We start from the raw sequence: 12,872 nt of genomic DNA, 5'->3' as shown, positions 1-12,872 counted from the left end.
GTACATATGGGTTCCTGCAATCAAGATTTTAATTGACTAAGTTAAATCGAAAAATATAGCACCAATCCTTACGAAAATTGGTGCTAATAATTTAATATTTATGGGACATTTTTAAAAGTGCTTGACACATCTTTTTAAAAGTTTTTCATTTAATCTATAGAGTCTATGTTTTTAGAGTATTTATAAGATATTTTTAGGTAATACTTCTAATATGAAAACTTTCACAATATAAATATTATGAAGAATTATCTTTAGGAGGTTTTATATGAACCTACATTCTAGTGTTAAGAAAAAAACAGTAGATTCAAAATCCCCTTATGCCATATCTAGCTTTGCGGATTTGGTTTATGAACAACTATTAGACAAATATGTAAATCAATATAAAGAACTAGTTATACTCTGTATAGGTTCCGACAGATCTACAGGTGATGCTTTAGGTCCTTTAGTGGGATATAAATTAGAACCTATTATCTCATTATATAAAGACACATATGTTTTAGGAACATTAGAAGAACCTGTACATGCAAAAAACCTTAAAGAAAAAATTGATTACATATATAAAAACTTCTCAAACCCTTTTGTCATTGCTATAGATGCTTCTCTCGGAAGAGTTGATAGAATAGGTTATTTAAACATTAAGGATGGACCTTTAAGTCCAGGACTTGGGGTAAATAAAATATTACCTAAAATAGGTAATATAAGTATTACAGGTATAGTAAATGTAGGGGGAGTTATGGAATATGTAGTTTTACAAAATACTCGCCTCAGTCTAGTTATGAAAATGGCAGAAATTATCTCTAAAAGTATACATATATCCTTATTAAAAATCATAAAATCAGAAGAGGGAAAAGATATATCCTAATAAATATAATATAGGCTATCCTAAAATTAGCTAATTTTAGGATAGCCTATATTATATAATTAAATCCAGTAATGTACTCTATTCAAAATAATGGAGTGTATATCCTATTTTTTATTATCTTATCTATATCTTCTATAGTTCTTCCTTCTGCGTTTATTAAAATAGCTCCACTTTGTCTTTCAAAATCAAATTTTGTATTCATATTAACTGAACTACTTATATAAGGTATTGTTTCATCTGTCTTCAGATATACTATAGCTTCAGCTTCATGACTGTCCATATCTACTATTGTATATCCAATTTTCTTCAATTCCTTCTTTATATCATTTAGTCCATCTTGAACAGCTATTTTCTTAGTCATAAAAAGCCTCCTAGAAGTTTTAGTTTTATTATGCTTCTTAGAAAGTTTTTTATTCACAGACTACATCGATTCCTCTATTACCAATAGTAAATACAGCTTCTCCGTCTACTTCAAATATTTCTCCATCGATATTCAAATAAGTCTTCTCATTGGTTTTGACTTTTATCTCTCTAGCTTTATATATATCTACATTCTTTTTAAATTTAGTATGAATTCCTTTAAATATTAAAGGAAAAAATAATAATAGTTTTATTTTTGGAGCTTTTTTAACAACACATACATGAAAATATCCATCTTCAATTATTGCCATAGGACAAATTTTCATTCCACCACCATAATACTTTCCATTGCCAACTGCAAAAAGCATAATCTCTTCATCTATAATTATATTGTCAAGTTGAACTTGGATTTTCTTGTTTCTATATTTAAATAAAGTATTAAAAAGTCCAAGCATATAGGCAAATCTTCCTCTAATTTTACTTTTAATTTTCTCCGTATTTTTAACTATTTCTGAATCCAGTCCAATGCTTGCAATATTTAAAAACATATTATCATTTGCAAAACCTACATCTATTTTCTTCTTATTCCCTTTTAGAATAGTTTCGATAGCTTTTTTAGGATCATTTGGGATATTCAAAGTTCTAGCTAAGTCGTTGCCTGTTCCTCCTGGAATAATTCCTAATGTTCCAATACCACTTGACAATATACCGGAAGCAACTTCATTTATAGTTCCATCTCCTCCTACAGCTACTATAGTTTCGTAGCCTTTCATGGAAGCATAACTAGCTAAGCTGATGGCTTCTTTAGGTTCTCTAGTCATAATTATCTTATACTTTCTTTTTGATTGTTCCATTGATTCCTTGATTAAAGGAACAAACTCTTCACTTTTCCCGCCACCAGCTATTGGATTTACAATAAAAAGTATATCTCCCATGGTTCCTCCTATTTAAACAATTCCTGCATATTTTTCAGCTTTAATAGCTCTATCTATAGCTTGCATTTCTTCGACTGAGAGAGAATGCTTTGATTCCCCATTAACTACAGCTTTAGCATAGGTTGTAGAATAATCCCTTCCAAATATACTAGTTATAACTATCCCGTCTAAATTACCATCAAGAAGGGCTATAGAAAAACTTAATTCACTTCCCATATCAGCAAATGCATTATACCTTATAAATCCAACTTTTTGAATTGCAAATTTAAGTCTTCTATCTATTTCATCACATTTTTCTTCCATAGTATTGTAGTCCTCTTTAACCTTTTCTACTTCATTAAGAGTTTTAGATATTAACTCTTCTAAATTTACTGCCTCAACCCCTTTAACTAAGGCATTATATTTATCAGTAATATGGTTTATTCTAAACTCAGAAATAATATAAAGTATTAAAACAAGAATAAATGCAAACATAAGTATTATAGTTACTTCTATATTGTAATTTATTATAATCTCCCTTAGTTGAGCCATAAGTTTTTCTCCTTCCTAATTTAAACTTCTTTAGAAATTTCTTTGATAGCTTCTATCCCTAATTCTATTTCCTCATATGTATTAAATACTCCAAAACTAAACCTTATTACTCCTTGCTTAAAGGTTCCAATAGTTTTATGAGCTAATGGTGCGCAATGAAGCCCAGATCTAACCGCAATATTATATTCCTCGTCTAAAATATAACTTATTTCTGATGAATCTTCATCCCTTATATTAATAGATACTACTGGAGCTTGTTCTTTTATATCTAATGGTCCATATATTTTTACTCCGTCAATTTTTAATAACTCTTCAATAAAATATTCAGTTAAATTTTCTTCATGTTCTCTAATGTTATTCATACCTTTTTCTAATATATAATTAACACCATTTCCTAAACCTATAATTCCTGGAGCGTTTGGAGTACCACTCTCATATTTGTCTGGCATTATATCTGGTTGATATAATGAATCAGAACTACTTCCTGTTCCTCCTTCTTTTAGCTCTTTAAGAAAAATCCCATCCCTTATATAAAGTCCTCCCGTTCCTTGAGGTCCAAGAAGTCCCTTATGACCAGGAAAAGCCAGTAGATCAATATTCATATCCTCAACATCTATGTCATAAACTCCTGCTGACTGAGCACCATCCACCATATAGATAATATCCTTTTTTTTAGCTATTTCTCCAACTTCTTTTATCGGCATAATTGTTCCTGTCAAATTAGATATATGGGTCATTATAATCATTTTAGTGTTCTCTTTTATACTTTTCTCAATGTCCAGTGGGTTAATTCTTCCTTTTGAATCCCCATTTATAATAGTAGTTTCTATTCCATATTTCTCTAAATGTTTTAATGGTCTTAAAACAGAGTTATGCTCCATAGAAGTAGTGATTACATGATCTCCTTTTTTTAAAAGTCCTTTTATACCTAAGTTTAAACTATCTGTACAATTATAAGTAAATATTAAATTCATTGGATTTTTTATATTAAACAGCCTTGATAAAACATCTCTTGCCTCATAAATACCCCTTCCAGCTCTTAAAGCTAACTTATGTCCAGCTCTTCCTGGATTAGCTCCATATTCCTTCATAGCCTCTAAAGTACTTTCATAAACTACTTCTGGTTTAGGAAAAGAAGTAGCCGCATTATCAAAATAAATCACGATATCACCTCCAGAGTAAACTAGCATCATAATTATACCATATTATATGTCTCATAAATAATTAAAATTATATAGTAATAAACAATAAATAAAAAACAAGCTATTATTTACCTTTTAAATTGTAAATATATAAATAAATTTTGGAGTGGAAAATTTATATTTACACTAAACTATTTACAATTTAAATAATAAACCTATAGCTTGTTTTTTATAATTTATTTTTTAAACATTATGCTAGTTATACAGTATCTTTTTAACATAATCCACATTTGTATTGGTTTCTTCTGCTAAAAATTCTATATCTATATCTTCTAATTCATTAATATTTACTACTTTAAGAGCATTTTTTATATATGATCTTCTTAGTTTATCCATTTCATAATATCTACTATTTATTAAAGATGGATGCTTAGGAAAAATAATATTCTTTCCTGGTATTTCTTCATCAGGATTTCCAAACTTAATTTCTATTCCATTTTGCCTTGCAAAAGATAATTGAGCTAATGGATGTTTGCCTGCACCTGTATATTCTGTTTCCTGAACAACTATTACTTGATCTTTATCTAGTTCTCTAGCTAATGCAAAAGCAGCTGCTAATGATGTATTTCCAGCAGGACCCCTTTCCATTCCTTCCAGTTGAGCAAGGGTTTCTGTTATAAAAAATACTTCTCCTTGTTTTACCAATAAATATTCATCCATATATCTTAAAGCTCTTGCTGCAGATCTAGGAACATCAGCCCTATCTGGCCAAGTAGTAAAAGGCATTGAAAAACCTGTATGTCCAGTAGTAAAAGACTTTCTATTAAAATCAATATCAGAAGCCATATGGAGACCAGATAAATCTACACTTGCACCACAAATTTTAGTATCCACTGCACCAGCTTTTATAAGACCTCTTGCAGTACCTGTCAAATTGCCTCCACCAGCATTAGTTGCTATAACTACATCAGGATCTTTGCCTGCTTGTTTCCTACACTGCATAGCTATTTCATACCCTAAAGATTCTACTCCTGCTATTCCATAAGGTGAATATAATGATGCATTGAAAAACCCAGTTTCTTCTAAAACCCTTAAAAAACTATAAAATAACTCTGGCCCTACTGAAAGTTGAATAACTTCTGAACCTAAGCATTCACATTTTCTTTGTTTTTCTAAAATCTCTGGTTGTCCAACTTTCTTTGAATCGTAGCATTCTTGTACAATAATACAATCTAGATTTCTCATAGCAGCTTGGCTTGCAACGGCAGCACCATAATTTCCACTTGTTGCAGCTGCTACACCTTTATATCCTAATTTTTCAGCCATGTAAACAGATATAGAAGCACGTCTATCTTTAAAACTTCCTGATGGATTACACTGTTCATCTTTTACAAATATTCTAGCTCCTTTACCACTTGGAGATATTTTCCTTACTAATCTAGTTAAATTTTTTAGTTCTATTAAAGGAGTATTCCCTACTCCTGTCTCCCTTTGAATTCTTATTATATCCTGTAAGTTAATTCCCGTATCTTTCATCATTTTCTCATAATCAAAAGTAAGTTTATTTATTTCATAGTCAGAATACTCAATTCTAGTTGATTTTTTTATAATCTCATCTTGTCTAGACATTACACCTTTATAAGACATATCTAAATCCATTACTTATCATCTCCTCTAACTATTGATTTAACCATTTCACCTATTTGTACTAATTCAGGTACAAATTCTTCACCAAAACCATAATCATATATTGGATTTATTTCTACTAATTCTCCCTTTACTTTTCTCTTTGTTAAAGTAGTTATTTCAACTACATCACCAATATCTCCATCTTCATTTAAATAACCTTTAACCCACAACTCTAAAGGTACCTTTTTAGTTTCTTCTGGAATCTTTGCTGTTCTTTCTTCAGGTTTTAATATAATTTGATGAACTTGAACCCAACTTCCTTTTTTAGCATCATAATTCAATTAACTCATCTCCTTATTTTTTATAATATTTATTAAGATAAAGATTTAACTTCATTTCCTTCAGCATCCATATATGTCCTACCCCAACCTGTAATAATAGCAAATATCATAACAGCTAACATAGCCCAACAATATACAACATAAGGCCACATCTGGTCTGCTGTTACTATAGGAATAGCTGAACCATACTGTATACTAACATCTTTTGTGAGAGACTGGGCAAGGAGTAATGCTGTAGACCAAGGTACAGAATATACTAGTGTATTTGCTGTACCATCTAATATATTTGCTCTTCTATAAGGATGAATTTTAAATTTTTCTCCTATAGGTTTTGCATAAGAAGTACCAACAGCTAGTATTGGTGGTGCATTTAACCCCATTATACTTGCCATAACTATAACTAGCGCAGCAATTGAAGCTTCTGCTCCTCGTGCAGTTTTTACAAATTTTTCAGCAACTTCTAATAGCTTTTTATCTCCTCCACCTTCTTTCATAATATTGACACAAGCAAATATAAGTAGTGCTAATATACAAATATCAACCATTCCACCTATTCCCTCAACAATAATTCCTGTAACACTTCCATCTTCAATTCCTATCAATTGATCTACAGTTACAAGATTTGCAGCAAGAGCAACTACTGTAGAAAGAACAGTTCCTAATGTAGTTGCATATATAAGATCACCTTTTTTAATAGCTGCATAAATAGTAATTATAGCTGGAATAAGCATTATCAATCCTTTTGGATTCATATATTTAGAAAGTTCTTCATAAGGAATTGCTTCACTTGCCCCTGCACCACTTCCCCCAAATATAATCATAAATACTAATGTAATTATAGAAGCTGCAATTGCATATCTCAGCCTTGAACGTACTACCCCTCCAACATCTGCTCCTTGACTTGTAGCAGAACAAATAGTTGTATCTGATACTGGTGCTAAATTATCTCCAAAAGCTCCCCCACCTATAATAGCTCCAACAAGCACTACAGGATTGGCCCCTAAAAAAACTCCTGCTGGATAAAGAACTGAAACCCCTGCAATTATAGTTCCAAAACCCGTTCCAGAAGCTGTAGCAAATAATGCACAAGCAAAAAATGTAATAATAGTATAAAGTCTACCTTTAGCTCCAATATGATAAGCTGCCCACGTTATACCTTCTACTAAACCTGTGGATTTAAGAATTGTTGCAAATAATCCTGCAAAAATCCAACAAGCTACTGGAGTTATAGCTAGCTCATCAGACATTCCTTCAATGATTACTTCTGAATATCTCATCTTATCTTTTGCAAAGAAAAATGTTACTATAATACCTGTAACAGCTCCCACCCACATACCTTTTATGTCAGGAGCTTTTAGAACACTTATATAGATTGCTATAGCTATAAAAAATAAAAATGGTAAAAATGAAACCCAGCCTCCTCCGTAAAACTCCAATTTTCTTTTCTGTTTAGTACTATCCAAATCTCTCTCCTCCTTGTTTCAGATTTATATATAAATAATTACTGCAACTTTAATGCCAACAATTAAATCCCATGAATCTCGGCAAACGCTTGCCCGACTGGAAGTAAAATGAAAAAAACTTCACAGCATTGTGAGGTTTTTTTCATTTTACTAGATTTATATCATATTCTGAAATTTTATTATATAATTGTCTTTTACTTATACCAAGAAAATCAGATGCTAAATCTTTATCTAAGTCAAATTTTAACAAAGTTTTTTCTATATAATCCCTTTCTACTAATTCTCTATACTCTTTTAAAGTTAAAGATCTATAACAAGAATTCTTTTGGTACTCTGGTAGATATTTTTTCCTAATTACTCCGTCATCAGAAAGCACAATCAATCTTTCGATTATATTTCTTAACTCCCTTATGTTTCCTGGATAATCATAACTTAAAAGAAAATTCATTACTTCATCTTCTACTTTTAAAATTCTTTTTTTTGTTTCCTTTTCATATTTATTAAGAAAAAAATCAATAAACATAGGAAGATCTTCTCGTCTCTCTCTTAATGGCGGAATTCTTATGGGAATAGTGTTTATTCTAAAGTATAAATCTTGCCTAAAATCTCCTTTTTTAATAGCCTCTTGCATATCTTTATTGGTAGCGGTTATAAATCTTAAATCTACTTCGATAGGTCTATTACTGCCAATTCTTTCAATGATTTTTGTATCAAGAGCTCTTAAAAGCTTTATTTGTATACTTATTGGCATTTCTCCTATTTCGTCTAAAAACAAAGTGCCTCCATTAGCCTCTTCAAATCTCCCTATTCTTTTCTCAATAGCTCCTGTAAATGAACCTTTTTCATGACCAAATAACTCAGATTCCAATAGATTTTCTGATAATGCCTGACAATTAACTGGTACAAATTTTCCTTCCCTTAAACTTAAATGATGAATATATCTTGCCATTATCTCCTTTCCAACTCCTGATTCTCCTGTTATAAATATACTAGAATCACTTTTAGCTGCCTTTGCTGCAACTTCTAAAACTTCTTTAAACTTTAAGCTATTAGTTTCAATTAGATAACTCTTTTCTTTATTTTCTTCCTTTAAGGTTTTGTTTTCAAATTTTAGTTTAAATATATCTCTTACCTTTTTTATTTCTAAAATCAACTCTTCAGGATCATGATCTTTTATAAAATAACTAAAAGCGCCTTGTTTAATAGCCTCTACTGCACTTTCAATGGAGCCATAACCTGTAACTATAATAACTTCTATTTCTCCATCCTTTTTCTTAATCTCCCTGAGTAGATCAATTCCATTCATTCCCTCCATTATCAAATCTGCTAATACTAAATTAAAATATTCCCTATCTAATTTTTCTAATGCTTTTTCTCCTGAAGAAACAGTATCAACAATATATCCTTCATCTTCTAATATCATTTTATAAACTTCTTGGTACTCTATTTCATCATCAACTACTAATATTTTAAATTGAGAATTCATTTTCTATTCCCCCTATAATTGGTCTGGCAATATTATGCTAAACTTAGTTCCTTCTCTCAACTTACTTTTCACTGAAATGTTCCCACCAAGTTTTTGAATTTCATTATATACTATATAAAGGCCTAACCCAGTACCTTTATTAGGCAATTTTGTAGTATAAAAAGGATTATATATATTAGATAAATCCTTATCTGATATTCCTATGCCTGTATCTTCAATTGAAATATATAATTTTATTCCTTCCTTATATCCTTTTATTTTTAAATTTCCTCCATTAGGCATAGCATCAATTGAATTTGATATTAAATTAATTAGTATATGCTTTAAAGCCTCTTCATTAATATTACAATAAGTTTTTTCTTCTATATCTACTATCAAGGATATTCCTTGTCTTTCCAATGTCTTTTTTTCTAATTGTATAATATTTTTTGCAAACTCATTGATATCCACCTCTTTATTTTCCCTATTTGATATTCTAGAAAAGTTTAAAAGGTTTGATATTATTTGACTTGCTCCTTGAACAGAATTTTCAATATTATATATTGATTTATGAATTCTACCATTTTCTATTTGAAGTTTATTTATTTCCTTTTTTAAAATATAGGTATAATTTTTAATAAGCCCTAAAGGATTCCTTATTTCATGAGCTACTCCTGCAGCCAATTGGCCTACTGCCACCATTTTGCTTGTTTGCAAAAGATTGCTTTCATTTATCTTATTTTCTGTTATATCCTTTATAGAAACTAAAACTTTCAATATCTCTCCCTTATCATCTCTTAAAGGAAAGGTATTGAGTTCATAAATTTTATCATCTTGATTTTTGATTTCAATTTTTCTTTCATTTCCATCTTGAAAGGTTTTCTTTATTATACATCCAATACAATCCCCATCAAATAAGCTTTCTTTTAAAAAACCACTTCCTAAATTAATTATTTCTTCTTTACTTTTACCTATATATTTGGCAAAAGCATTGTTTAAATTTAAAATATTTAAATTTTCATCAAAAATCATCATAAAATAAGTTATACCATCAAAAGTAGTCTGGAGATCATTCCTACTTATAATAAGCTCTTTAGTCCTTTTTTCTACTTCATCCTTAAGTTTTTTATTCCAAATGTAAAAAATAAAAGATATTAAAAATAGAACTATTATCCCAAAAGTAGAGTATAAAAGTATCTTGCTCGACATTTTTTCAAAAGCAATGGGTGCAGAAATACCAAACCATTTTTGTTGTATTTTTTCCATTATCTTTTTCTTTTTTATTCCTAATATTGCTTTATTTAAAATTTTTACAAGAGTTTCTCTATCTTTAGGTACCGCAAGTATTACTTCTTCCTCATATAAATAAGGATCCAGTATGTGCATTTCATCTCTAAGTTTTAAAGTCTCAAGAAAATATCCTATAACAGCCTCATCTCCAACTACAGCATCAACTTTTCTTTCTTCTAATAATTTTATTGCTTCTTCAATATCCTTTGTAAAATTAAAATCTATACCTTTAAATCTTCTACTTAAAAATTCTATTGAATAATCTTTCTTTGGTGTTGCAATCCTTTTCCCACCAATATCCTTAAAACTCTCTATGCTATTTCCTTGATTAGGCACAAGTACTACTCCTCTTAAATTATAAACTGGATCTGAAAACAAAAATTTTTCGCTTCGTTCATTATTAGGGAATAAATCGCATATATCCGTATCTCCTTTTTCAAGACTTTCTATTGAATCACTAAAAGGTAAAGGCTTTATCTTAATTTCAACTCCTAATTCAATAGATAACGCACGAATTATATCTATTGAAATACCTTTGAATTGTTTGGTTTCAGTATCTACATATCTTAAAGGTGGAGAATTCTGATCTGCACAATATACTATATCAGGATTTTCTTCTAACCACTTCTTTTCAGTCTTAGAAAGATCAGTAGATTTATAAAAAAACTGAATTAAATTTATATCATACTGACTTTTTACAATTTCATTACATAGTATAGATATAAAAACCATTGCTAAAATTAAAAATAATATTAATTTATTAGATTTTTTCATTATTATTAACCTTTCTGTAATAAAATAATTAAATACTTTTTTCAATTATATCATTTTAAATTTAAAATTTAAAATCTTAGTCTATATATTTTTTTATATTTTGAAGAAAAAATAAAAATTCATTAGACAAAGAGGTTTTCCTCTTTGTCTAACTTTAATTTGAAATATCTACAAATTTAAATTTACTTACATCAAACAATCCCATATCAGTAATTTTTAGTTCTGGTATTACTGGTAATGCAATAAAAGAAAGAGTCATAAAAGGATCTATTTCACTATTTACACCTAACTCTTTATAAGCTATAGAAAGCATTTCTTTAAATTTATCATTAATTTTTTCTAAGCTATCTTCTGACATAAGTCCCGCTATAGGAAGTGGCAAACTTTTCAAAACTTTTTTATTTGAAACAATAGTTATTCCTCCTCCTATTTTTTCAATTTCTTCTATAGCTTTCAATATATCCTCATCACTATCTCCAATAGCTATTATATTATGAGAATCATGAGCAATAGTTGAGGCAATAGCTCCTCCCTTTAAGCCAAAATTTTCTACTAATCCAAGACCAATATTTCCTGTTCCATTATGTCTTTCTACTACTGCTACTTTTAAAATATCTTCTTGACCAAATGTAAATTTACCATCTTTTACTTCTACTTCTCTTTCTACTTTTTCAGTAAACAAACTGTGTGAAAAAAGCTTAATAACATTTGCGCTATTTGATTTAAGTTCTATGTCTAAATCTTTTAATGTAAGTTTTTTAATATTCACAGAATTTTCAACCTTTAATGTGTCTGTTGAACTTACTTCAAATAGGGGATTATAATCTTCTCCTACCATTTTTCCTCCCTTAAAAACTTTTAAAATATTAAAATCTTCTAAATTATCAATAACCACTAAATCTGCTATATATCCCGGGGCAATGGCTCCTCTGTCCTTCAATCCATAACACTCTGCCCCATTTATAGTAGCCATTTTTATAGCATCTATTGGATCCATTCCTTCTTTCATAGCTAGTTTAATATTGTAATTTATATGACCATCACTCAATATATCATCAGGATGTTTATCATCAGTACAAAATAAACATCTATTTAAATTTTCTTTATTTACTCCCTTAATTAATTCTTTTAAATTTTTTGCTGCCGAACCTTCCCTTATTAAAATATACATTCCCAATCTCAATCTATTTTTCATCTCTTCCACTGTAGAACATTCATGTTCTGTAGATATTCCTGATGCTATATAAGCATTTAATTGACCAGCATTTATTAATGGACCATGTCCATCGATTTTCTTACCTTTTGCTAGAAGTATTTTATCTAATACCTCTTCATCTCCATTTATAACTCCTGGATAATTCATTAATTCTCCCAATCCTAATACTCTTTCATGGTCTATAAGCTCTCTTAAGTCTTCGGCTTTAAGATTAGCTCCAGAATTTTCAAAAGGAGTAGCTGGTACACAGCTTGGAAGCATTATGTATACATCTAGTGGTATATTTTCACTATCATCTAATATGTATTTAATTCCATCAGTACCACTTACATTAGCTATTTCATGAGGGTCAGCTATAATAGTAGTTGTACCTCTAGGTACTATAGCCTTAGCAAATTGACTTGGACTTGCCATAGAAGATTCAATATGAACATGTCCATCAATAAATCCTGGAGCAATAAATTTCCCCTCTACATCAATTTCTTTTTCTCCTGTATAATCTCCTATTCCTGCAATCTTACCATTATATATTGCTATATCACCTTCTACTATCTCACTAGTTAATACATTTATAATAGAACAGTTTTTAAGTACTAAATCTGCTTTTTTATTACCTGCAGCTATAGATATTAAATTTTTAAGCTCAGTCCTTTTCACTTTATATGCCTCCTCTAAACTTCTATTTCTAATTTTAAACCATATCTATATGATTTTTTTGTATTTATTATAATAAAATTTTACTAAAATCTTTCTCTATATATTCTACCTGAATTTTTGAAAGAAATCTCTCTCTGTAATGAAGTTTTTATAAATATTTGATATTTATAATTTAAAAAACTAAAAGGGTACTCAATTGAGTACCCT

General features: G+C 29.5%; 11 protein-coding genes. 1 reads left to right on the top strand and 10 read right to left on the bottom strand.

Translation table 11 applies throughout. The features are described from left to right. Window positions 1–265: 265 nt before the first annotated feature. Window positions 266–862, top strand: a complete 597-nt coding sequence (yyaC, locus tag FYJ27_RS11155; RefSeq protein ID WP_154484907.1) for a spore protease YyaC — start codon at window positions 266–268, stop codon at window positions 860–862. 82 nt (window positions 863–944) lie between these two features. Here yyaC and FYJ27_RS11150 read toward each other — a convergent pair whose 3' ends face one another. From FYJ27_RS11150 to ade, 10 genes are all read right to left on the bottom strand, one after another. After that, window positions 945–1,223 (bottom strand): YkuS family protein, encoded by a 279-nt coding sequence (locus FYJ27_RS11150; protein WP_154484906.1) that lies wholly within the window; start codon window positions 1,221–1,223, stop codon window positions 945–947. A 49-nt stretch (window positions 1,224–1,272) separates the two neighbouring features. Further along, a complete protein-coding gene (locus FYJ27_RS11145; RefSeq protein ID WP_154484905.1) occupies window positions 1,273–2,157 on the bottom strand; it encodes a diacylglycerol/lipid kinase family protein in 885 nt (294 codons plus the stop codon). Between the two features lie 12 nt (window positions 2,158–2,169). Continuing rightward, complete coding sequence (locus FYJ27_RS11140; protein WP_154484904.1) at window positions 2,170–2,688, bottom strand: DUF4446 family protein; 519 nt, start codon at window positions 2,686–2,688, stop codon at window positions 2,170–2,172. Between the two features lie 20 nt (window positions 2,689–2,708). Beyond that, window positions 2,709–3,851 (bottom strand): aminotransferase class V-fold PLP-dependent enzyme, encoded by a 1,143-nt coding sequence (locus FYJ27_RS11135; protein WP_326831084.1) that lies wholly within the window; start codon window positions 3,849–3,851, stop codon window positions 2,709–2,711. A 234-nt stretch (window positions 3,852–4,085) separates the two neighbouring features. Beyond that, window positions 4,086–5,489 (bottom strand): 2-amino-4-oxopentanoate thiolase subunit OrtB, encoded by a 1,404-nt coding sequence (gene ortB, locus FYJ27_RS11130; protein ID WP_229775553.1) that lies wholly within the window; start codon window positions 5,487–5,489, stop codon window positions 4,086–4,088. Next, on the bottom strand, window positions 5,489–5,800 hold the full coding sequence (ortA, locus tag FYJ27_RS11125; RefSeq protein WP_154484903.1) for a 2-amino-4-oxopentanoate thiolase subunit OrtA: 312 nt from the start codon (window positions 5,798–5,800) through the stop codon (window positions 5,489–5,491). The genes ortB and ortA overlap by 1 nt, the downstream gene beginning before the upstream one ends. A 32-nt stretch (window positions 5,801–5,832) precedes the next feature. After that, complete coding sequence (locus FYJ27_RS11120; protein WP_154484902.1) at window positions 5,833–7,263, bottom strand: Na+/H+ antiporter NhaC family protein; 1,431 nt, start codon at window positions 7,261–7,263, stop codon at window positions 5,833–5,835. Window positions 7,264–7,405: 142 nt separating this feature from the next. Then, on the bottom strand, window positions 7,406–8,749 hold the full coding sequence (locus FYJ27_RS11115; protein ID WP_154484901.1) for a sigma-54-dependent transcriptional regulator: 1,344 nt from the start codon (window positions 8,747–8,749) through the stop codon (window positions 7,406–7,408). Window positions 8,750–8,761: 12 nt separating this feature from the next. After that, complete coding sequence (locus FYJ27_RS11110) at window positions 8,762–10,792, bottom strand: transporter substrate-binding domain-containing protein (protein ID WP_154484900.1); 2,031 nt, start codon at window positions 10,790–10,792, stop codon at window positions 8,762–8,764. A gap of 154 nt (window positions 10,793–10,946) precedes the next feature. Continuing rightward, a complete protein-coding gene (ade, locus tag FYJ27_RS11105; RefSeq protein WP_326831083.1) occupies window positions 10,947–12,665 on the bottom strand; it encodes an adenine deaminase in 1,719 nt (572 codons plus the stop codon). Window positions 12,666–12,872: the final 207 nt, after the last annotated feature.

The organism is Anaerosalibacter bizertensis (assembly GCF_009696605.1).
In the GTDB taxonomy this organism is placed as follows: Bacteria; Bacillota; Clostridia; order Tissierellales; family Sporanaerobacteraceae; genus Anaerosalibacter; species Anaerosalibacter bizertensis.
This window is presented reverse-complemented; position numbering and strand designations above follow the sequence as displayed.

What these genes read in the sequence shown, in the direction of transcription:
- ortB (WP_229775553.1), bottom strand. Translation starts at nt 5,489, where the DNA reads ATGGATTTAGATATGTCTTATAAAGGTGTAATGTCTAGACAAGATGAG.
- FYJ27_RS11145 (WP_154484905.1), bottom strand. Translation starts at nt 2,157, where the DNA reads ATGGGAGATATACTTTTTATTGTAAATCCAATAGCTGGTGGCGGGAAA.
- yyaC (WP_154484907.1), top strand. Translation starts at nt 266, where the DNA reads ATGAACCTACATTCTAGTGTTAAGAAAAAAACAGTAGATTCAAAATCC.
- FYJ27_RS11150 (WP_154484906.1), bottom strand. Translation starts at nt 1,223, where the DNA reads ATGACTAAGAAAATAGCTGTTCAAGATGGACTAAATGATATAAAGAAG.
- FYJ27_RS11110 (WP_154484900.1), bottom strand. Translation starts at nt 10,792, where the DNA reads ATGAAAAAATCTAATAAATTAATATTATTTTTAATTTTAGCAATGGTT.
- FYJ27_RS11115 (WP_154484901.1), bottom strand. Translation starts at nt 8,749, where the DNA reads ATGAATTCTCAATTTAAAATATTAGTAGTTGATGATGAAATAGAGTAC.
- FYJ27_RS11140 (WP_154484904.1), bottom strand. Translation starts at nt 2,688, where the DNA reads ATGGCTCAACTAAGGGAGATTATAATAAATTACAATATAGAAGTAACT.